17 protein-coding genes and 1 tRNA gene are annotated in these 22500 nt (G+C 54.1%); 7 read left to right on the top strand and 11 right to left on the bottom strand.

All coding sequences use genetic code 11. The features are described 5' to 3' along the window. Window positions 1-395 precede the first annotated feature (395 nt). Together MRBBS_RS05640 and MRBBS_RS05635 are read left to right on the top strand one after the other, a co-directional pair. Window positions 396-3779, top strand: coding sequence for an ATP-binding protein (locus MRBBS_RS05640; protein WP_014870478.1), 3384 nt, complete (start codon window positions 396-398; stop codon window positions 3777-3779). Continuing rightward, window positions 3766-4671 (top strand): DNA-binding response regulator, encoded by a 906-nt coding sequence (locus tag MRBBS_RS05635; RefSeq protein ID WP_041635102.1) that lies wholly within the window; start codon window positions 3766-3768, stop codon window positions 4669-4671. The genes MRBBS_RS05640 and MRBBS_RS05635 overlap by 14 nt, the downstream gene beginning before the upstream one ends. Before the next feature lie 207 nt (window positions 4672-4878). Here the strand turns inward: MRBBS_RS05635 and MRBBS_RS05630 are convergent, their stop codons facing one another. After that, a complete protein-coding gene (locus MRBBS_RS05630) occupies window positions 4879-5475 on the bottom strand; it encodes a CBS domain-containing protein (RefSeq protein WP_014870476.1) in 597 nt (198 codons plus the stop codon). Between the two features lie 762 nt (window positions 5476-6237). On the opposite strand from MRBBS_RS05630, the gene MRBBS_RS05625 reads away from it, so the two are divergent. Continuing rightward, window positions 6238-8355, top strand: a complete 2118-nt coding sequence (locus tag MRBBS_RS05625; RefSeq protein ID WP_014870474.1) for a NosR/NirI family protein — start codon at window positions 6238-6240, stop codon at window positions 8353-8355. 70 nt (window positions 8356-8425) lie between these two features. Here MRBBS_RS05625 and MRBBS_RS05620 read toward each other — a convergent pair whose 3' ends face one another. Then, window positions 8426-8977: a cysteine hydrolase family protein gene (locus MRBBS_RS05620; RefSeq protein ID WP_014870473.1), complete on the bottom strand. Its 552-nt coding sequence runs from the start codon at window positions 8975-8977 to the stop codon at window positions 8426-8428. 93 nt (window positions 8978-9070) lie between these two features. Between MRBBS_RS05620 and MRBBS_RS05615 the strand changes: the two genes are divergently transcribed. After that, window positions 9071-10063, top strand: coding sequence for a GlxA family transcriptional regulator (locus MRBBS_RS05615; protein ID WP_014870472.1), 993 nt, complete (start codon window positions 9071-9073; stop codon window positions 10061-10063). A gap of 61 nt (window positions 10064-10124) precedes the next feature. On the opposite strand, the gene MRBBS_RS05610 is transcribed toward MRBBS_RS05615, so the two are convergent. The 3 genes from MRBBS_RS05610 to MRBBS_RS05600 are packed head-to-tail and all read right to left on the bottom strand — an operon-like array spanning window position 10125 to window position 13707. Beyond that, window positions 10125-12143 (bottom strand): TRAP transporter permease, encoded by a 2019-nt coding sequence (locus MRBBS_RS05610; RefSeq protein WP_041635101.1) that lies wholly within the window; start codon window positions 12141-12143, stop codon window positions 10125-10127. A gap of 26 nt (window positions 12144-12169) precedes the next feature. Further along, a complete protein-coding gene (locus MRBBS_RS05605; protein WP_014870470.1) occupies window positions 12170-12727 on the bottom strand; it encodes a DUF1850 domain-containing protein in 558 nt (185 codons plus the stop codon). Window positions 12728-12747: 20 nt separating this feature from the next. After that, window positions 12748-13707, bottom strand: a complete 960-nt coding sequence (locus tag MRBBS_RS05600; protein WP_014870469.1) for a TAXI family TRAP transporter solute-binding subunit — start codon at window positions 13705-13707, stop codon at window positions 12748-12750. 379 nt (window positions 13708-14086) lie between these two features. Between MRBBS_RS05600 and MRBBS_RS05595 the strand changes: the two genes are divergently transcribed. From MRBBS_RS05595 to MRBBS_RS05585, 3 genes are all read left to right on the top strand, one after another. After that, window positions 14087-15343, top strand: coding sequence for a glycerophosphodiester phosphodiesterase family protein (locus tag MRBBS_RS05595; RefSeq protein WP_014870467.1), 1257 nt, complete (start codon window positions 14087-14089; stop codon window positions 15341-15343). A gap of 597 nt (window positions 15344-15940) precedes the next feature. After that, a complete protein-coding gene (locus MRBBS_RS19905) occupies window positions 15941-16150 on the top strand; it encodes a hypothetical protein (protein ID WP_014870466.1) in 210 nt (69 codons plus the stop codon). Window positions 16151-16431: 281 nt separating this feature from the next. Continuing rightward, window positions 16432-17520 carry an ADP-ribosylglycohydrolase family protein gene (locus tag MRBBS_RS05585; protein ID WP_014870465.1) on the top strand — a complete coding sequence of 363 codons (1089 nt, stop codon included), beginning with the start codon at window positions 16432-16434 and terminating at the stop codon, window positions 17518-17520. 632 nt (window positions 17521-18152) lie between these two features. Here the strand turns inward: MRBBS_RS05585 and MRBBS_RS05580 are convergent. The 6 genes from MRBBS_RS05580 to lpxD all read right to left on the bottom strand — a co-directional run bounded on the left by MRBBS_RS05580 (window position 18153) and on the right by lpxD (window position 22459). Further along, a tRNA-Met gene (locus MRBBS_RS05580) sits at window positions 18153-18229 on the bottom strand. A gap of 87 nt (window positions 18230-18316) precedes the next feature. Continuing rightward, complete coding sequence (rnhB, locus tag MRBBS_RS05575; RefSeq protein WP_201764334.1) at window positions 18317-18970, bottom strand: ribonuclease HII; 654 nt, start codon at window positions 18968-18970, stop codon at window positions 18317-18319. A gap of 20 nt (window positions 18971-18990) precedes the next feature. Further along, window positions 18991-20178, bottom strand: a complete 1188-nt coding sequence (lpxB, locus tag MRBBS_RS05570) for a lipid-A-disaccharide synthase (protein ID WP_014870462.1) — start codon at window positions 20176-20178, stop codon at window positions 18991-18993. Window positions 20179-20193: 15 nt separating this feature from the next. Then, complete coding sequence (gene lpxA / locus MRBBS_RS05565) at window positions 20194-20985, bottom strand: acyl-ACP--UDP-N-acetylglucosamine O-acyltransferase (protein ID WP_014870461.1); 792 nt, start codon at window positions 20983-20985, stop codon at window positions 20194-20196. Further along, entirely contained in the window at window positions 20985-21422 is a 438-nt protein-coding gene (gene fabZ / locus MRBBS_RS05560) for a 3-hydroxyacyl-ACP dehydratase FabZ (RefSeq protein WP_014870460.1), read from the bottom strand. Before fabZ ends, lpxA begins: the two co-directional genes overlap by 1 nt. Next, entirely contained in the window at window positions 21419-22459 is a 1041-nt protein-coding gene (lpxD, locus tag MRBBS_RS05555; protein WP_014870459.1) for a UDP-3-O-(3-hydroxymyristoyl)glucosamine N-acyltransferase, read from the bottom strand. Before lpxD ends, fabZ begins: the two co-directional genes overlap by 4 nt. Between the last annotated feature and the right edge of the window lie 41 nt (window positions 22460-22500).

Raw genomic sequence — 22500 nt, 5'->3', positions numbered from 1 at the left:
CTTTGCGGAAACTCAGCTTTTTTTCAAACGACCGCTCGCTGGCGATTATATCTATCGTACCCATGGTCATTCCTCGCAGTATTTGAAAGCCGGTACTGCGCTTCTTTGCGAAAGCACAGCGCCCACGCCAAACACTTTGCTCGGTCTGCCCTGCGGCGCCCATTCGGTAATCACCCCAGCGGACTACGTCATTTGACGCATTCCTGTTAGCGCGTGGGCAGGCTAAACCTACGCGGTACAAAAATAACCGCGCCTTGTCTACTGCTTCCTCTGTCAATGGCACGAAACTTGTTAAGCACTTGTTAAGCACTTGTTAATAGTGCTCGGCTCCGCCGAAAGACACTCGAAACCGCACCAAAACCGGGCGCTTCCCGGGTAATACGGGCAACACAAAGATGGCCGCACGACAAAACATTTTCCGGGTTAGGCGCCGTTACAACCAATGGGTCGCCAATCAAACGCTTGAGGATTACGCCCTGCGTTTTACCGCCAAGAGCGCACGGCGCTGGTCTGCGGCGAGAGTCAGCAACACCGCCCTGGGTGCAATTTCGTTTCTCGCTCTGGAAGCTATTGGCGGATCCATCACCCTGTATTACGGCTTTGACAATGCGGTGGCGGCCATCCTGGCGGTCAGCCTGGTGATTTTGCTGACCGCCATCCCCATCAGCTACTACGCCGCCCGCTATGGCGTGGATATAGATCTGCTCACCCGGGGGGCCGGTTTTGGCTATATCGGTTCAACCATTACATCGCTGATTTATGCCAGTTTTACATTCATTTTCTTCGCCATCGAAGCAGCCATAATGGCGATGGCCCTGGAAATGCTGTTCGATATCCCTCTGGTTTTTGGCTATCTGATTTGCGCTGTGGTGATCATTCCGCTAGTCATACACGGTATTACCACCATCAGCCGATTTCAGGTCTGGACTCAACCGGTATGGGTGTTGCTGCAACTGCTGCCCTTCGTATTCATCATTTATGCCGACGCCTCCGCAGTGGGCGACTGGACTGAATTTGAAGGGCTGGGCAGCACGGCCGGGCAAGGGCTGAATGTGGTGGCGTTCGGTGCCGCCGCTGCGGTGGTGTTTTCGCTGATCGCTCAAATTGGCGAACAGGTGGATTTTCTGCGCTTCATTCCCGAGCCGCAGAGCCAAAAAGAGAAGCGGCACTGGTGGATCGCCGTTATGGCCGGCGGGCCAGGCTGGATTGTTATCGGCGCACTGAAAATTCTGGCTGGATCTTTTCTGGCCGTGCTGGCACTGAATAACGGTATTTCGGCAAGCGAAGCCGCTGACCCAACGCAGATGTATCTGGTCGCGTTCAATTACATTACTCATTCGCCGGAACTTGCCCTGGCCATGGCGGGTATCTTTGTGATTTTGTGCCAGCTCAAAATCAACGTCACCAACGCTTATGCCGGTTCCATAGCCTGGTCAAATTTTTTCTCTCGCCTTACCCACAGCCACCCGGGCCGCGTGGTGTGGCTGTTTTTCAACGTCGGCATTGCACTTCTGGTGATGGAATTGGGCGTATACCGCGCCCTGGAAGAAACCCTCGGGTTTTACGGCATTATCGCCGTCGCCTGGATCGGCGCCCTGGTCGCAGATCTGGTGATCAACAAACCACTCGGGCTCAGTCCTAAACACATTGAATTCAAACGGGCCCACCTTTACGACATCAACCCGGTCGGTGTTGGCGCCATGCTGGCCGCTTCCGTGGTCGGTATTATCTGCCATACCGGCGCTATGGGCCAAACCGCCCAGGCACTGTCCCATTTCATCGCCATCGCCGTGGCGCTAATCGTCGCTCCCCTGATTGCCTGGAAGACCGCAGGGCGCTTCTACATTGCCCGCCCGCCAGAATTTCTCGCAACAGATCGCGAGCTGGTGCAATGCACCATTTGTGAGCACAAGTTTGAGCCGGAAGACATCACCACTTGCCCTGCGTACGCCGGTATCATCTGTTCACTGTGCTGCTCCCTGGATGCCCGCTGCGGCGACGCCTGCAAGCCGGGTGCCGGTTATAGAGATCAGCTTCAGCGGTTTTTTGGCAAGCTATTGCCCCCAGCCATAGTAAGCCGCCTGCACTCTCGCCTTGGCCATTTCCTGACGCTCCTATGCCTGATCAACGGATTATCAGGCCTACTGTTGTCGCTGATCCACTACAAAACACCCGTCGCATCAGCAACAGAGGCCTTGCTGTTATCTGCCACCCTTTGGAAAGTGTTTTTTATCCTTTTGATTGTCACCGGGGTCATCTGCTGGCTGTTTGTGCTGGCCCATGGCAGCCGAGTTGTGGCGGAGGAGGAATCGGAGCGGCAAACCCGACTGTTAATGGAAGAAATTGTTGCCCACGAACGCACCGACCAAGCGTTGCAACAAGCCAAGGAGCAAGCAGAAGCCGCTAATGGGGCAAAAAGTCGCTATCTGACCGGGATCAGCCACGAACTCCGGTCGCCGCTCAATGCCATTCTGGGCTACGCCCAACTTCTGGAAAACGACGAATCGGTGCCAGCCCATCGCAAGGAAGCTTTGGGGGTGATCCGCCGCAGCAGTGAATACCTCGCTGACCTGATTGAAGGACTGCTAGACATTTCCAAAATCGAAGCCGGCCGGCTTGATCTGCACAGGGACCAGGTTCGCATCGACCTGCTGATGGAACAACTAGTAACCATGTTCCGTTTGCAAGCCGAAGAGAAAGACCTGGTGTTTACCTACCACTGCCCGCTCCCCCTTCCCGAAAGAGTGACAACCGACGAAAAGCGCCTACGCCAAATCCTGATCAATTTACTGTCTAACGCCATCAAGTACACCGACCGCGGAAGCGTTTCCCTGACTCTGCGTTACCGCAGCCAGGTGGCCGAATTTACCGTAAGGGACACCGGGGAAGGCATTGCCCCGGATAACATCGAACGCATCTTCCGGCCCTTCGAACGTATCCGTACACCCGGCCAAAGCCGCACCGGAACCGGCCTTGGCCTGACCATCACTCGCCTGCTGACAGAAATGATGGGCGGCGATATCGCCGTTGAAAGTGAACCCGGCCAGGGCAGTGTGTTCAAGGTGAGCCTGATGCTGTCAAGCCTGCACAGCGCCAGCCCCCACTCCATCATGGCCCCTGCCCGCAGGATTTACGGCTATCACGGTACCCGGCGCAAGGTATTGCTGGTAGACGACGACGCCTCTCACCGCCAGGTTATTCGCGCCATGCTGTCTCCCCTGGGGTTTGAAGTCCGCGATATTGGCAACGCTTTGCACGTACTGGAAACCGTTAAAACAGAGCGGCCAGACCTGATACTTCTGGATGTTTCTATGCCCGGTTATAGCGGCTGGGAGGTGTTGCAACAGTTGCGAGCAGACCAGCACAGCATGCCGGTGGTTATGGTATCTGCTGACGCCAGCGAAGGTTGCGATCGTGCAGACTCTCCACAACTGAACGACGGCTATATCATCAAGCCGGTACGTCTGGATCTGCTGCTGGACATCATTGCCCAGATGCTGGCGCTGGACTGGCGGTTTGAAAAAAGTGCCGAACCACTGGCCGAAATCCCCTCACCAGAGACAGGCACCTTGGCGCTGCCCGATAAAGCGCACCGACAGGAACTGGCCAATCTGGCACGAATAGGCCACCGCAAAGGCTTGCTGGAAGTTCTTCATGGGTTGAAACACGGCGGTGAGGCAGAGCAGCCTTTCATCCGAGAGCTAACCACGCTCACCAACGACTTTCAGTTTGAAAAAATTCTTGAACTCCTCAAGGTAGCCGAACATGAAACTTCATGATGACCGGAAAACGGTCGTAATGGTTGTTGACGACGCAGTCGACTCTATCCGCATGATCAACGATGCCCTCGAAGAAGCGGGCATGACCGTGCTCGTCGCCCTCGAAGGCAGCCAGGCCCTGAACATCAGCCGGAATATCACCCCGGACGTGGTCCTTATGGATGCCCTGATGCCCAACATGGACGGCTTCGAAACCTGCCGGCGGCTCAAGGAAAACCCAGCTTTCATCGATGTACCCATCATTTTTATGACCGGTTTGAGTGACACCGAACACGTGGTCATGGGCCTTAACTCCGGAGGAGTGGATTACGTCACAAAACCCATCAACACCGCAGAATTACTAGCGCGCATGGACGTGCACCTGGCCAATGCACGGATGGCGAGAAGCGCACGCAGTGCTCTGGACACCGCCGGCCAGAACCTGTTTGCGGTAGACCGGGACGGAAATCTTCTATGGAGCACGCCACAGGTGTGCCGCTGCCTGCCGGACACCTATCATCCGGACTTTCAGCCCATTCGTGCCAAACTCGCGGAGTGGCTTAGCCACAACCCAGACCCGGGACATCAAATGCAGCTGAACGCTTTAGACACCCAACACTCGGTGGAATACTTGGCTCTGGTGGACGGGCGGGAATACCTGCTGCGGCTGAAAACGCCACAGAACAGGTCCAGCGCGACCGCGGCTTTGAGGGAGCGATTCCAGTTGACGCTGCGCGAATCCGACGTATTGCTGTGGATTGCCAATGGCAAAACCAACCGGGAAATAGCACAGATTCTAGACATGAGCCCGCGCACCGTGAACAAGCATCTGGAGCAGATTTTTCGCAAACTCGGCGTTGAAAACCGAACCTCTGCTGCGGCCAGTGCCATTCGTCTTCTGGCGACAAAATAGCGAGTGCCATCAGAATTAAAGACTCTCGACCCTGCGAAATTTCCTATTTTTCGCAATGGGCGTCAGGGGCGTGAGCTGGCAAAGAACGGTTAAACAAGTTTGTCGTAATGTTCACTGCCACCCACAAAATAAAAAAGGCAGACCAGTAAACAACTGGCCTGCCTTTTTTAGGATGGCCGGCGCATCAGGCGCACCGCCATAAGCGTTTTACCCCAAGGTTTTCCGAACAGCATGAACGATGTCAGAGAATGACTCAGGACGAGGGGTGGTGTTCACCGGAACACCAAGTCGCCGGCTGAGCTCGTCAGCAGACAAAAGCCCGCGGACAACTTTATCCTCTTCACCGGCAACCGTTTCTATGACCAGAAGATAGTCCGAATGCAACTCCCTGAAAGTGGACAGCAAGTCATCAACGGTCAGGTTTTGCAGTTTTTTGAAACCAATCGTTGGCAGGCTCCAAACCGGCCGCATAACATCCTGTGCCACCAGGTCAGCAATGGAGCTTCCACGCTGACTGGCAAGGCTCATGGGTAAGGAACCGATCAGGTCTTTCATGTGCAGCATTCCGATCACATCGTCCTTGCGATTAATAACCACACACAAGGTTTCTCCAGAAAGCTCCAGCTTTTTCCCGATCGCATGGATATCCTCTGATGAGCGGACGGTTAGCGGACTTTGCCTGTTGAAGTCTTTCAGCAGTTCGGTTGCAAGATCGTCGTGGGTAAGAGTATTTTGCGTCCGGGACGCAAGCCGAAAACGGGCACTGACCGGTTGTTCAGCCATAACATGCAGTTGATTGCTCATGGTAATTCCTCATTACTAAAGATCATTCCGTCAGACACAACTTACCCAGATACAGGCAAGTAAAATCCAGCTGTTCGCAAATGTCTAAAGCAGTGAAGGGGGGGCCTGTGACTGGCCGGGGTAACTAAGAAGTCGTGAAGGCGGCCTTTCAAAAGCCAAAAAGTGCAGGGCATGGGAAGTGAGTGCCAGAGACGGAAAGCCAATAGTAGAAGGCTGCGGTATCGCATCCCCAAGAGAAGAGGCCCCCTCGGTTGATTCCGCCGTGCCCTGCCAGTCGCCCAAAGCAACGTCGGTTGCAACCGGTTTACCCTGTTCCGGAGGAGCAGCGGATACTAATGTCCAGACAACAAATGTCAATCCAAGCAATGCGAAAACAAGGCCTGTCAAACTGACTTTTTGTTCGGGGCGATTGGTCATCATTTCACCGTTAATTGCCTAACCAATGTCTGGATTACAATCTATAGTAAGTCTGATTCTTAGTAACAATACAAGCTGGCTAATGGAAACGCACGCAATCTATTGAGCCGACATTTGCACCCACGGCCTTCGGATTCTCTACCCGTTTCGCGGCGCTGTATCCGGACAGGGTCTGCGGTGCTGGAGACAGCATTAACCAAAAGCGACTCGGCTCGATGAGTCAGCAGCTCTTTTCTAAGAGAACTAGTCGTAAAGTAGCAGACGGCTGACTCTGAGGTCGCATTGAACCAAAACCCAAATCCAATAGCATAGGACCTATTATTAGAAAAATAACAGGGGTAACCCATGGTCGGGCGCATCACGCTCCTTATTATTTGCTTCTTTAGCTGCTTTTCCACAGCTCAGGCAGAACTCTCCGAAAACAAAAAATCGCTGATAATGGAACTGTTTCCGTCGGCAACGGTTATTGAAGAGAAGTTGGCAGACTTCCCCGTTTATCCCGTTTATCAGCTGCAAGAGCTACTAGGCTATGCCTATGAGTCGATCGATTTAAGCAGGCTTCAGGGCTTCGCAGGCCAGCCCATCAGCATGCTGGTCGGCATGGACAACCGTGGCCGCTTTACTGGCGTAAAAGTACTGAATCATCACGAACCGGTGTTCTTGCATGGCTTGGGAGAAGAACCGCTGTTCGACTTTGTTAATCAATACAAAGGGCAGTCACTGCGGGAACAAATCATTATAAACACATCCAATACCGGCCGCCCAAAGCGAACCAGTGACGGCCATACGGTGTATTTTGACGGTGTCAGCAAAGCCACAGTCTCCGTTCTTATTATTAATGACACCTTGCTGTCATCGGCTTTGAAAGTAGCCCGCGGCAAACTCGCGGGGTTTGTGCAAACCGCTCAAACACGGGCAAAACCAGATTTCTTTGAAAGGCTCAGCTGGCAACAGCTACTCGAGCGAGGCTACATTGGCCATTGGAAGCTAAGCCGTGATGCCATTGAATCTGAGTTCGGCCGCCCACTTGCGGACTATCCTCAGGGTTTTGAAGGGACTGACGACAGCCCCTTCACCGAACTGTTCTTCGGCTATATCAACGCCCCTATGGTAGGCCGAAACCTGTTGGGAGACCAAGGCTATCAAAAGCTAATGGCTTACATAGACCCGGGCGCGCAAGTAATGCTGGTGCTGTCCGGCGGAGCCTTTCCCCACGTATCCGAAAGCTTTATACCCGGCAGCAATCCAGAGCGGCTTAATCTGAGTCAGAATGGGCTGTCCGTGGAAATGCGCGACTTGAACCTATCCGGTCAGGGCCTGGAGCTCCAGGCCGCCGGCATGCCCGACCTGGCAGTCCACAACTTCTTCCGCATGGGCGGAAGCGCTGGATTTAGTCCCGGTGCCGATGCCACGTTGAATGTTCACATCGAACTTGCCCGTAACCACTTGGTGCGAGACAGCATCATTATGGATGTGCCTGTTCGCTTCAACACGGATTTGTTTGAAACGGTAGAACCTGCTCCGTCCTTTATGGATGAACGCGAGCCTATATGGATCGGCCTGTGGAAGCAGCGCTGGTGGCAAATCACCATTTTATTAACAGCGCTCACGGTATTGACTGTTTTTTTCGCTCGCCAAAAAACATTAAGCCGCCACCCAGAACAAGTACGCCGGTTTCGCTGGGGATTTCTGTTTTTTACCCTGTTTTACATTGGCTTTTTCGCTCAGGGCCAGCTGTCGGTGGTTAATATTTACACGCTTTTTCTGGCGATCTGGGATGGTTTTTCTCTCAATGTGTTTTTACTCGACCCTATTATTTTCATTTTATGGGTGTACACCTTTATCAGTCTGTTCATTTGGGGCCGCGGCCTGTTCTGTGGGTGGTTATGCCCGTTTGGTGCACTTCAGGAGATGGCCGCCTGGCTGGGCGAAAAGCTTCGCCTGCGTCAGATCAAAGTGCCAGAGCGGTGGCATCGGCGCCTGATTCTGATCAAATACCCTATTCTGATTGGCTTGCTGGGCACGGCGTTTTACTCTCTTGCGATAGCTGAGAAGCTGGTCGAAGTGGAACCCTTCAAAACCAGCATTACCCTGCTTTTTGTACGTCACTGGCCGTTTGTAGTTTACGCCGTCGGGTTGCTGGTTATCGGGATGTTTATCAACAAATTCTATTGCCGCTACCTATGCCCACTGGGCGCCGGCTTGGCGATCATCGGCCGGCTAAGGCTCTTCAGCTGGCTGGACCGGGTCGAGTTGTGCGGCACCCCTTGCCAGCATTGCAAGAACGCCTGCGGCATTAACGCCATTCGCAAAGACGGAAGAATTGATTACGACGAATGCATTCAATGCCTGGAATGCGTGGTGATACTCAACGACGAAGAACAGTGCGTTGACAAGCGCCTGCAGAATAAAAAAAACCAGCGCCAGGCCTACATACTGGCCACCGACGCTGGCAATTCTTAGCGGCCCGGGAAAGCATCTACGCTATGAAGAAACGTCACCGCCTTTTGATGGGCCACGGATACAGCTTACATTATGCCCGTGTCAAAAAAGCATCTGTGGCAATAACCTCAGCGTAAGCAAATGCCAAGCCGGCCATAAACGCTGCGTGCACATGCTCCGCCGGCACTTTAACGCCATTGAACTCGGCGTCTAGCGTTGCACATGCGTCGTGCAAAACAACGTTGGCGTAGCCCATGTCGCCGGCAGCACGGGTGATGGCGTCGATGCAAATGTGGCTCATCGCACCCGCAATCACTAAATGGGTGATCTGCTCGCGCTGCAGCAGAGCTTGCAGCTCGGTGCCTTTGAAGCTGTTTACTTCGTGCTTCAGAACCTGGAACTCACCGTCTGCCGGTGCCAGGCTGGCGCGAATGTTAGCGCCGTCAGTGCCCGGCACAAAAAACGGAGCGTCGCTGGAGGCAAATTCATGGCGAACGTGAATCACGGGTTGCTGACGTTCGCGAAAATCAGCGAGCACCTTTGCAACGTTTTCGGCAGCAGCCTCAACGCCGTTCAGCGTCCATTTGCCATCAGGAAAGTAGTCATTCTGCATATCGACGATAATCAGGGCGGTCTTGGTCATGTGTCTCTCCAGTTAGATTGGTACTGCTTATACTAACGTGCTCTGTTAGCCTGCACGGGTGGCATTACTGACAATAAAAAGGCAAAAACTGACATGTTGCAAACCGTCAATGTCGCCATCCTGGTTGTGCCTGGCACCGCACTTTCAGCCGTTTACGGGCTGATAGACCTGTTTCAAAGTGCCAATCGCATTCTTGGTGAACTTCAAAGCACCCCTGACATTACCTTCAGCGTCAGCCGTTGGCAGTTGGATGAGGACCAGGTTATTTCGATGGATCCCGGGGCCGTGCCCCCAGCCCTGGTAATTGTTCCGCCAATACTCGACGGCCAAGCTTATCTTGATCCGCAACCCATCATCGGCGCCCAATTAGCTACTTGGCACAGACAGGGTGTAGTCATCAGCTCGGCCTGCGCGGGTGCTTTTTTTCTGGCGCAAGCAGGCCTGCTGGAGGGGCGTCGCGCCACCACGCACTGGCAGTTGGAAAGCGCTTTCCGCTGTGCATATCCAACCATCGAACTGGACACCGATGCATTGCTTATAACAGATCCAGACCTGGTTACCGCCGGCGGGGTAATGTCCTGGATGGACCTTGGACTGCACCTGATCGGGCGCTATGTGCCACCAACAGTGGTGCAGGCATTGGGCAGATTTTTACTGGTTGATACCGGCGTACGCCAGCAAAGCTACTACCGCAGCTTTATACCTGTGCTGGACCACAACGACCGGGCCATCCTTCACGTGCAGCACCATATTCACCGGGCCTATGACCAGCCATTAAATATTACGTCGATGGCGGCGATGGCCGCGCTTACGGAGCGAACGTTCATCCGTCGTTTTATAAAAGCCACACAGCTACGACCGGCGGAATACCTGCAACAACAACGGGTTCATAAAGCCCGGGAAAAACTGGAAAACACCGCAACAACCATCGAGCGGATAGCTTGGCAAGTTGGCTATGAAGATATAAGTGCGTTTCGCCGAATGTTCCAGAAAAAAACCGGGCTGACACCGAGCCAGTACAGAGAACGCTTCGCTCGCAACCGAAAAGAAGTTCCCAGCAAAAAACACAAAAGCCCAGACCGGTAAATTGCGGGCCTGGGCTTTTCAAGTAACAAATCTGTCTTACACAGTCATCGCCTAGTAGCGATTAAACACTTACGGCTGTTGCGGTTGCTTCGCGCTTGCTCGCCAGCCAGTTAGCAGAAATGACAAAGATCATCACCACCACACCGGCAATTTCAGTCATCAGACTGGGGTAAAACACACCAAAAATTGCCGCAGTAATAGCCAGACGAGGCAGCCACGACATTTTGGTAAACAAATACCCTTCCAACGCTGCCGCAAAGGCCCCTAATGCCAGAATGGCAATGACTGCATTCCAAGCCACCAAAAGCACGGGACCGCCCATAATGATTTCTGGATTAAAGACCATAAACAGCGGAATCAGGTAGAGCCCTTTGGCAAACTTCCACGCCTGGAAGCTCGTTTCCATCGGTTTACTGCCCGCAATGGCTGCCCCGGCAAATCCTGCCAAGGCTATTGGCGGCGTTACGTTAGAGTCTTGGGAGTACCAGAACACCACCAAGTGTGCGACCAACAGTGGCACACCGAACTCAGCCGTCAATGCAGGCCCAACTAGCACAATCAATACAATATAGCTGGCGGTAACAGGTAGTCCCATACCAAGAACCAGGCTGGCCAACAACACCATCACCAAGGCTAAGACAAGGTTGCCGCCAGAGAAGGCCAGCATCATGGCGGAGAATTTCAGACCTAAGCCGGTCAAACCCACCACCCCGACAATAATCCCAGCGACCGCGCACGCCATAGACACCGCCACAGCATTGCGCGCACCTAGCTCCAAGCCTTCTATAAGCTTGGCCAGGCCGGCACGCAAAATGTCTTTGACGGCGGTAACCGTCACCGGTTGCCCCTGCCGAGGCGCCAGGACAAAAAACCACACCGAGTAGCGCAACACGGCTACCGCCACTATCGTCACCACCGCGTAGAAACCCACCCGCATCGGCGACATACTCATCGCCAGCAGCCAAACCAGCATGGCTAACGGAAGCAGGAAGTGCCAACCATCTTTCATTACCTGACGCATTTGCGGCAATTCTTCTTTGGGCAGCCCTTGCATACCCTGCTTAAGGGCAATGATGTGTACAAACAGATAAACCGTGGCGAAATACATAATCGCGGGCAGAATACTGACTTTAACGATTTCCAAGTACGGCGTATTGGTGTACTCAGCAATCAAAAAGGCACCTGCGCCCATCAACGGCGGCATAATTTGCCCGCCAGTAGAGGCTGCGGCTTCGATACCGCCCGCCTGTTTGGCCGAATAACCCAGTTTCTTCATTAACGGAATGGTAAAGGCGCCCGTGGTGACCACGTTGGCAATGGCGCTACCGGAAATAGACCCCATGCCAGCCGAGGCTAGTACCGCTGCCTTGGCGGGCCCGCCGCGCTGGCGACCGGTGGCTGCATAGGCCATATCAATAAAGAATTTACCGGCGCCGGTGCATTCCAGGAAAGCTCCAAACAGTACAAAAATAAAGATATAGGTCGCCGCAACGCCCAGCGGCAAACCAAAGATGCCCTCTTGCCCAAGATAGAGCTGGCCGGCAACACGATCAATGTTATAGCCCCGATGTTCCAGAATACCCGGCATCCATTGGCCCAACCACGGCAGCTCGCCTCGCGGGCCGGCAAACGCGTACATAATGGCCAAAAGGCCAATCACGGTCATACCGAAACCCACTGCACGGCGACTGGCTTCTAATACGGTCACTGTGGCGATACAGCCGACCAGAATATCGGTGCTATTCCAAAAACCCGCACGACTGAAAATCTCGTCCAAATTGAGTACTAAATACCCGCCCGTCAGTACTGCACCGGCTAAAAATATTACGTCCAGGCCCCATCCCGTTACCCCGCGTTTGCGGTTTGGGCCGAAGGCTGGAAACATTAAAAACGCCAGCACCATGATGAGCGCCAAGTGAATGCTGCGCTGATAAAAAAGCCCTAAGGGCTGAAGCCCCGCGGCATAGAGTTGGAACAGGGAAAGACCCACCGCTACAATGGTGATGGCCCACAACACCGCGCGGGGTTGAATCACCTTTCCCCTCGGCATTATGGTCGGCGGTTGCTTGGATTCGTTCATGAAGTCCTCATCAGACGTTGTCTGGCTTACTTATAATTCACGCTGGGCGGTGGGGGTTTGATAAGTTGAACAGTAACGCGCTGTCCCGAGGCCTGGTCGCTCAGACTCACTTCTCGACGGTGATCGCCTACCAGCCATACCACGCGGTGATTTACCGCATTAGCGCCCACGCGCAAAACGTATCGATTATTGACCACTGGTTCGTCAATTTCATTGATCCAGTAGCCGCCTTCTCCGTCAGAGACTTGCTCACCCCGCCCTACCGTATGGCCTAAACCCGCCGCAAAATCGGGCTGGTGACTTCGTTCTAACTGCATCACACCGGCAACGTTTCGATAACAGTCCAGCACGGCAAATTTTTTCACCGAGTGGTTCCATTCAATGCACCAGCGCATTCCCGGTAGAACAGCGATATCGACCAGCATTTCGCCTTGCTCAGTAACAACTTGAAGGCGGTCAGACGAAGTCGCCGGAGCGGGAGACGCCCCGGCTCCGGCGAGCGGCAAACAAATCAACAGCAGAGCAGTCTGCAAACGCTTGGCGAACGCAAAGCGTGACAGAACAGTGCCGCATTGCCTTTGCATAGCTAGTTAACCCTTCGCAGTTAAGGGCGCAGACGATCCGGAATCACAGCGCCAACTTCTTCGAAGTAACGAAGTGCACCCGGGTGCAGAGGCACCGGAGTGGAGTCCATAGTGAACTTCACGGTGGTGTCGTTCGCCGCGGGGTGAACGGCAATCAGCTCATCCGTGTTTTCAAACAGCAGTCGCGTCAGCTTATAGGCTAACTCTTCGTCCATATCCGCATTCACAACGAGCACGTTCGGAATGCCAATGGTCTGAACCGCTTCTTCCATACCGTCATACATGCCTGCTGCCAGCTCATACGGCGCAAAAACCGCTACTTCATTCTGTGCATTGGCGACTTCTTCATCAGAGAGGCTAATCAGGCGGATATCGCGCGTTGCGGCAAGGTTAAGAATTGAACTGGTCGGCGGGCCTACACTCCAGAAACCGGCGTCGATATCGCCATCACGGATCGCATCAGCCGTTTCATTGAAATTCAGACGCTGCGGCTCGAAATCGCCGTAGCTGATGCCATTCGCTTCCAATAATGCCCGCACGTTGAGCTCTGTACCGCTGCCCGGTGCGCCCACTGACACCCTCTTACCTTTCAAATCCACAATAGACTTAATATCCGATTCCGCCAGAGTCACCAGCTGCACGGCATTGGGATAAACCGACGCCAACGCGCGAATATTCTTGATCTGGCGATCTTCAAAATTATCAGTGCCGGTGTACGCTTGATAGACCGTGTCTGCGAGTGCAAGCGCAAGATCCGCATCGCCACGCATGATCAGACCCATATTTTCAACCGAGGCGCCGGTTACTTCAGCAGTCGCCTTGGCTCCTTCGATATGATTATTGATCATTTCGGCGAAGCCACCGCCGATAGGGTAGTAAACGCCGCCGGTGCCACCGGTAGCGATCGAGAGTTGTTGCGCGCTCAAGGGGAGCGCAACAGCCAGCATGGATACGGCAACTGCATATTTTAGAATTCGCATGAACATTTCCTTCGCCCTATTGGACTTATAATTATGATTGACGATAAAGGAGGTGTTAAATCTCCGGCTTCTACTTGCCATTAACAGGTAAGTAGATGCAACGACGGAGAAATTAGCACGTCTTGGGTGCTGGTGTCTCGTAACAATAAAGATCGCCCTGTCACACAAAAGACCAGAAACTCATGACCGCGGTGGCGTCTGGGGCTTTGAACCAAAAGCGCTCCAGATCCGGCTAACTGCCATGGCACTGTGCCCGGCTTTTTTAGCCTCCAGGGTCTTGAACCACTTCACCTTGTGACCCAAGTTGATGGCCACTACACTGACTCCAAATACGGTAAGACTTCGATGCTATACAACGAAACAACAAAAGGACCTGGTCATGAAGCTCGCGTTTACCTTGCCCCTGATCGTTGGCTCGCTAGCGGTGTTATCCGGCTGCACCACCATCGGCATCGAGGCTAATAACAATCAAGCGACACCCGTCGAAAGCGTCCAAACGCTGGTTCAGCTTGGCCCCCGACCTTATTTTCTAATCAACGATATGGATGCCGGCGAACTAAAAAACACACTGCAGGCGTGCGAGTCGAAGCTATTGGCATCGTCGGATTTCTCCATTGCCCACCGCGGCGCGCCCCTGCAATTTCCCGAACATACCCGCGAATCCTATGTTGCAGCCGCCAGAATGGGGGCCGGAATTGTCGAGTGTGACGTTGCCTTTACCAAAGACCGGGAATTGGTCTGTCGTCATGCCCAAAATGATTTGCACACCACCACCAACATCGTGGCCGTGCCGGAGTTGAACGCCAAATGCACCCAGCCCTTTGTGCCCGCCGATCCGGCCACCGACACACCGGCCCGGGCTGAATGTCGCACCAGCGACATTACACTGGCTGAATTCAAATCACTCAGAGGGAAAATGGATGCCTTTGACCCTGAAGCCACCACACCCGAAGCGTACCTTGGCGGTACCGCCGATTGGCGTACAGACCTGTATTCAACTCGGGGCACCCTGTTGAGTCATCGTGAAAGTATCGAACTGTTCAAGGAGCTCGGCGTCAAGTTCACTCCGGAGTTGAAAACACCGGTGGTAGATATGCCTTATAGCGGGGGCTATTCGCAACAAGACTATGCCCGCCAAATGATCAATGAATACATCGAGGCCGGGGTCAGCCCAGAAGATGTATGGCCACAGTCCTTCCTACTGGATGACGTTATCTTCTGGGTCAATCAAATGCCGGAGTTTGGTCGCCAGGCCGTATTTTTGGATCAGAAGCCGAATGAGCCGAACAACGTTTCCATGGTGTACATGGAAAATCTGGTCCAGCAAGGGGTTCCCATTCTGGCACCCGCGCTCTGGAAAATGCTGACCCTGGACGACAAACAAAAGATCATACCGTCGGAATACGCCATCAACGCCAAAGCTGCAGGCCTTGACCTGATTGCCTGGACAGTGGAACGCAGCGGGCCGCTCAATAACGGCGGTGGCTGGTATCATCAGAGCATCACCGATGCTATTAACAATGATGGCGACACCTTTACGGTAATTGATGTGCTGGCTCAGGATGTCGGTGTCATCGGGATTTTCTCGGATTGGCCTGCAACCACAACCTACTACGCCAACTGTATGGGACTTTAAAGGTGATTCACGGGTTGGCATTAAGGGAACACCACCATCGATAGCGTAGACGACACCCGGAATATGGTTCGTTTACTGCCATTTATGGGCTGGGCCTTCATGCTAGATCGTGTGCAAGCCTCACATGATCGATGGATGCAGACACAAGGAGACGCCGAATTATTTTTTTGGAATCGAATTCGGTCGTTTTATACGCTCGCTCGACGAATTAAGAATCCACATGACATTCGACATAGCGTTGCCGAAATACGAACAACTGAAAGCAACGGAAATGAAGCAACTCCCACCTCGCGAAAAAAAAGCTAAGGATTCAAGCCCAATCTCATCGGGCCGTAAAACATGAGAAGTCTGGTGGTTTATCACAACGGAGCAACGGTAGGCGTCCTGTCTGAGCAAGAAAACATCTGGAAATTTTCATACGCTAACGAGTCTGCCGGCGCTCTGAATTTACTCGAATACGAATGTTCGTTAGACCTCCCAACTGGGAGCAGAAGGCTGACCAACGAACAGCTGAGCCAACGAATCAGGAACCTTCCCAGATCCTCTCTACAGAAAGACTCTCCAAAGCGGATGTCACTGGCCGGAGCTCAACACAAGATGTTGATCGATCTGGGAGAGGACGAAATCTATGAGCCAGAAGCGGGCACGTCGTCCACATATATTCTGAAGCCCAATCATCCGGGGCCGGACTATCCAGCCTCAGTAATGAATGAGTATTCTATTATGTGGTTTGCTGGGGAAATGGTAATCACCCCTGAAAACCGGAGTGGTGCATTCAAAAAATGGGAGGATTACCGCTGTTCATGACTTTGATCGGTATTTGGCGCTGAATATTGGTCGCTAATTGGAGTAGTTGCTGAGCATTCAAGAAGCGGATTTTATTGTACGGTAGCGTGATAAATAAACGCAGACTTCAACAGCTTGCGAATAGCAGGATCGGATGCTTGCATACGATACATTGATTCATCGGAAGCTCTATAACAATCAACGGTTCGGACGTGCCTTGCGTACAATGAAGTCCGTTTCTTGCCGGCTACCCTACGCCAGGCGTAATATTCCGAGACAAGCTGAAGAAAGAGTAGACCCTCATGCACCCTACCCCCCCCAATGACCTCTCGTTCGAACAGCGAGCAGCCGGCGCCTTCGTTGGCGCACTCGTCGGCGATGCACTTGGTCTCGGCCCACACTGGTATTACAATCTCGAAGAACAGGTCCGTGACTACGGCGAATGGATCGACGATTACACCGATCCGCAGCCAGAACGCTATCACGCAGGGTCAAAAGCCGGCGACTCGTCACAGCAAGGCATCCTGATGCTGCTGATGGCCCACTCGCTCATCGACTGTGACGGCTACGACGAAGCAGATTTCTGCAGACGACTTGATGAGGAGCTGTTCCCCAATCTCGACGGCACACCCGTCTCAGGACCGGGTGGTTACACAAGTCAGTCGATTCGTGACGCCTGGAACGCCCGAGTCCGCGATGGCCGATCCTGGGGCGACGTCGCCGGGCGGGCCGACAACACCGAAGCGCTCGAGCGCGTGCTACCGCTCGCTATTCGCTATGCGCGCCAGCCTCGACGAATGGCCAAAGCCGTCGTGTCAAACACGGCACTGACGCAGTCCGACGATATTGTGCAATCGATGACCGTCGCGTTCTGTGCCGTCCTTGCGCAGCTACTGCAGGGTCGCCGACTCGACGCCGACATCTCCAGCACTCTGATGCGGCAGGTCAAAGCCGGCGACCTGCCGTTTCACACGATCGTGCGTGACGACCTGCAACCTCCACAGCCAGGCGATATTGAAGCGTCTCTCGACGGTGTATTTGCATCGCCCGACGCGCTTCTGAGCCCGGGTTACATGGCATGCGCAGCACACGATTCAGGCGTAACGATCGAACCCGCTTCGAAAGTATCGATCGTTTACGGAATGCCTTGCGCGATCTATCACCAGCTGCCGGCAGCCTACTACCTCGCTGCGCGTTTTGAGCAGGATTTCGAGAGCGCCGTACTGCACGCAATTAACGGCGGTGGTCAGAACATGACACGGGCGATGCTCACCGGAGCGCTTGTCGGCGCAAGCGTCGGTATCGATAAAATTCCCGAGCGTTTCATTAACAGATTGAATCGCCGGGACGAAATCCTGGAATTGGCGCAACGGATCAGTGGAGGCGGCTAATGATAGCCGTTGGCAAGCACATCGGACGCGTGAAAGACTAATAAATGGCGCGTCCGCCGGACAGGTCGAACACTCCAGCGGTGGTGAAACTGTTCTCTGTTGGACACAGCCACAGGATTATCGCTGCCGCTTCTTGCAAATTTGGAAATTGCCCGCTTGGAATCTCCGAGAGCATGTAGGTGTATCGACTTGCACTTTTCGAGCAGACGAACTCAATCATCACGGTTTTTCGATCAGGTTGAATTATTTTATCCGCACTGCCCAAACCACATTGCGTGCGTATGAGACCATGTGACCGCACTCATCAGCTGCAAACCGCATTGTCGGCTACTGATACACTCGTGAACCGTTGGTTTGCAAAATCTGCGAAGTATGGAGTCTGAACTGCATCGGCCGCAGGATTCGCTCCCACGTCGTTTCTTCCCGAATCGCCGTTTTTCAATTGTTGAGATTCTGGCTACCCGGAATCATTGAACCACTACACTATCGACTACTACAAAACGTAGGCTGGAATAAAAAAGCGGAAGGAATTTAGGGTGCTGGTTTGCATGCGTCATACCAATTTTCTGACCCCCAGAAACAAAAAAAATCCAGATCAGTGAATCACTGATCTGGATTTTTTCTACTATATATGGTAGCGGGAGCAGGATTCGAACCTACGACCTTCGGGTTATGAGCCCGACGAGCTACCAGACTGCTCCATCCCGCATCAAACTGGTATTGGTGAAGCGCTTTTCAAACTCACCTCAATCAATGTGCGCGTATAATAATACCCGACTGATGGGTTGTCAACGCCTTATACAAACAAATCGTCTTGTGCGTCGGAATTAAAGTCGCCGACGGTGTTCAGGGCTTCTCTAACCGGGCGAAACGAGCGGCGATGCTGGGGCGTGGCGCCCAGGCGCGCCAGCGCTTCCATGTGAGCCGGGGTTGGGTAACCTTTGTGTTGGGCCAGGCCGTATCCCGGGTAAAGCTGGTCTAACGCCTGTAATTCGCGATCCCGGGTTACTTTCGCCAGAATGGACGCAGCGCTGATGGCGGCTATTCGCATATCGCCTTTCACCACAGCCGCCGCGGGCCAGCGCCAATCAGGGCAGCGATTACCATCTACCAACACGTACTCGGGTTGCGGGTTCAGTCCCTCAACTGCGCGGGTCATGGCCACCATGGTGGCCTGGAAGATGTTCAGGCGATCAATCTCTTCGGCTTCACAGCGTCCAAGGCTCCAGGCGGTGGCTTTTTCGATGATTTCGCCGAACAGTTGGTTGCGCTTCTTCTCACTAAGCTTTTTCGAATCGGCCAGGCCTGTTATGGGCCGAGCCGGATCCAGTATCACGGCGGCGGTGACGACCGCGCCGATCAGCGGGCCGCGCCCTACTTCGTCAACGCCAGCCAGAAGTTCGCCCTGGTAATCACACACAAACGGCGGAAAGGGGGTTTTAATGGCCACAATCATAAGCCCCTGCAGTTTCAAGTTTCAAGCAATCGCGCCTTGTCGTTATGGCCGCCAGCCAGCAGAGCCTCAATGGCCGTGGCCGCTTGCTCATCAGCGTTCTGCCGCAGGGTCAGATGCAGCTCGGTAAAGGATTCAATCAACTGCTCGCGCTTTGAGGTGTCTTCAAGCTGGCTGAGTACGGCGGCTCCCAGCGCTTCCGGCGTAGCGGCGCCTTGCAGGAGTTCTGGCACCAGCTCCTGGCGAGCGAGTAAGTTCGGTAAGGCGATGTGGGGTATCTGCACCATACGCGACAGTATCTTGTAGCTTAAGTCACTCAGCCGGTAACCCACCACCATCGGCTTTTTTAGCAGCATGGCTTCCAGGGTAGCAGTACCGGATGCCAGCAATACCGCATCAGAAGCCGCCATGACTTCCCGGGAACGGCCTTTCACAATGGTCACTGGCAAGCTCAGCTCCAGAGCTTCGGTGATGCCACGAATCTGCTTTTCGCGCTCACGGTTAGCGCAAGGGATCACCAGTTGCAGATCGGGGACGCGCTGCTGCAACCAGCGCGCAGCTTCAAGAAAGAGCGTGCCCAGGCGCTCTACTTCTCCCCCACGGCTCCCTGGCAATATGGCCAGAACGGGCCTGTCGAGTTCCAGCCCCAAGTCTGCCCGCGCCTGAGGGGTGTCCGGTCGCATTGGAATGCGGTCCGCCAGAGGGTGGCCGACAAACACTACCGGTATGTTGTGCTGGCGATAAATATCGGTTTCGAACGGAAACAGGGTCAGCATTAAGTCAACGGATTTGGCAATTTTGAAGATGCGCTTTTTACGCCAGGCCCACACCGATGGGCTGACATAATGAACCGCAGGTATGCCGGCCTCGCGGCAGCGGCGCTCTACTGCCAAAGTGAAATCTGGGGAATCGATACCGATCACCACCGCAGGGGGGGTGGTCAGAAAAAAATCCAGCAAGCGGCGGCGAATGCGTACCAGTTCGCCAATACGACCCAGCACTTCGACCAGCCCCATAACGCTCAAACGCTCCATGGGCACCAAGGACTGGAAGCCTTCGGCCATCATTTCTTCGCCGCCGATACCGGCAAAGCGGGCGTTGGGATAGCGTTTGCGCAAGGACCGAATCAGTCCTGCACCGAGGATATCACCAGAGGCTTCACCGGCAATGATGCCAAAGGTGATGCAGGACTCAGGGTTTCGCACTGTCAGCCTACCCGGTCAGCGAATGATGCCGCGATCGGCCCGACGCAGCGATTCAATTAACGGTGTAATTTCTGGCAGGTCAGCAAAGTCGGTTGCCAGCGTTTTGATGGCTTGCTCGGTGGTTAGCCCCTGGCGATAAATTACCTTATAGGCTCTACGCAGACTGACCAGAATCTCTTTACCAAAACCGCGGCGTTTCAGGCCTTCCACATTCATGCCGTGGGGCTGCGCAGATTGGCCGCTGGCCATAACGTATGCCGGTATGTCTTTCAGCACGATACTGCCGCCAGCCGCCATGCTGTGGGCGCCAATGTGGCAGAATTGATGCACCATGGTACCGCCGCCCAGTATGGCGTAGTCATCCACGGTTACGTGGCCGGCAAGGGTGGTGCAATTGGCCAGTATGACGTTGTCACCCAGCACGCAGTCGTGGGCCACATGCACATACGCCATCAGCAGGTTGCCGTTGCCGATGCGGGTTTCGCCCTGATCTTGCACGGTGCCGCGATGAACGGTGCAGTTTTCACGAATGATGTTGTTGTCGCCAATCACCAGGCGGGTAGGTTCTCCAGCGTACTTTTTATCCTGGCATTCTTCGCCAACGCTGGAAAACTGGAAGATTCGATTATTGCGACCGATAACGGTCGGTCCTTTGATGACCACGTGGGACATGATTTCGGTGCCTTCCCCGATCTCGACACCCGGGCCTATGTAACTCCAGGGCCCAACGGTCACGTTATCTGCAAGCTTGGCCGAGGCATCAACAATCGCCTGGGGATGTACTCCGGTCCATTCACGTGTCGCCATCAAACTTCTCGCTCTGCAGTCAGGATTTCTGCCACGCAGACCACTTCGTTATTAACCAGGGCACGGCACTCGAATTTCCAGATGCCGCGCTTGGTCGAAACAACTTCAGACTCCATGCATAGCTGATCGCCTGGCAGCACCGGGCGCTTGAAACGCACCTTGCGGGCGCCCGCCAGATATTGCACCAAGCCGTCAGCCGGTTTGCGACCGACAGTGACAAAACCCAGAATACCGGACAACTGGGCCATTGCTTCTATAATCAACACACCCGGCATAATCGGGTTGTCGGGAAAGTGGCCTTCAAAAAACTGCTCGTTAAACGAGACATTTTTATAGCCCTTGATGGACTTGCCGCTTTCAATGTCGGTTACCCGGTCCACCAGCAAAAACGGGTAGCGGTGCGGCAAGTATTCAAGAATTTCATTAATGTACATCATGTTGATCGGCCTCGGCCCTCTGATTTCTTTTCCAACTCTTTTAGCCGTCTGGCCATGGCGTCCAGCTGACGGAAACGCACTGCGTTTTTGCGCCATTGCCGGTTGGTTTCTGCGCTGGTTCCAGACGAATAAACCCCAGGTTCGCTGATGTCGCCGGTTACCAGTGTCATACCCGTGAGTTGCACACCGTCGCTGATGGTCAGGTGCCCGGCCACACCAGCTGCACCGCCGAACATGCAGTGGCGGCCAATGCGGGTACTTCCAGAAATACCCACTTTAGCGGCCATCGCACTATGATCGCCTATGTGGACGTTATGGGCGATCTGAATAAGGTTATCAAGTTTTACGCCGTCACCAATCACCGTATCGTCCAACGCGCCGCGGTCAATGGTGGTATTAGCGCCCACTTCTACGTCATTACCAAGAACTACCCGGCCAATCTGTGCAATGCGGTGCCAAACACCCCGCTCGTTGGCAAAACCAAAGCCGTCCGAGCCAATAACCGCGCCGCTTAGAATATGGCAACGCTGCCCTATGACCACGTCGTGGGCCAAAGTAACCCGGGGTCGCAGAAGACTGTCGCACCCAATACGGGTGCGGGCACCAATCACGCATCCGTGGCCAACAACCACGCCATCGCCAATGTCTACATCAGCCTCAATAACCACTTGGGCGCCAACACTGACCCCGGCTCCGATACGTGCAGAGGGGTCAATCACCGCGCTGGGATGAACCCCGGCAGGGGCTTTCGGCGTGGTGTCAAACCAGTGGCTCAACTGGGCATAGCCCAGATAGGGATTATCCATCACTAGCGCGCTGCAGGTGGCCAGCGCAGCAGATTCGAGCGAAATAATAATGGCACCAGCCTGACTGGTGGCAACATGTTTGCCGTACGACGGATTCGCCAAAAAGCTGATTTGCTCGGGGCCTGCGCACTGCAAGGTGGCCAGCCCGGTGACTCGCTGCTGCGGGTCGCCCCTAAGGTCTGCGCCCAGCTCGCGAGCTATATCACCCAGTAGATAAGACGGTGCTGTCATCGCAGGTCTCCTGGCACTACGCCGTTAAAGTAAGGGTTCAT

The sequence above is a fragment of the Marinobacter sp. BSs20148 genome, from assembly GCF_000283275.1.
In the GTDB taxonomy this organism is placed as follows: Bacteria; Pseudomonadota; Gammaproteobacteria; order Pseudomonadales; family Oleiphilaceae; genus Marinobacter; species Marinobacter psychrophilus.
The sequence above is the reverse complement of the archived record's forward strand: the minus strand, read 5'-3'. Positions and strand labels throughout refer to the sequence as shown.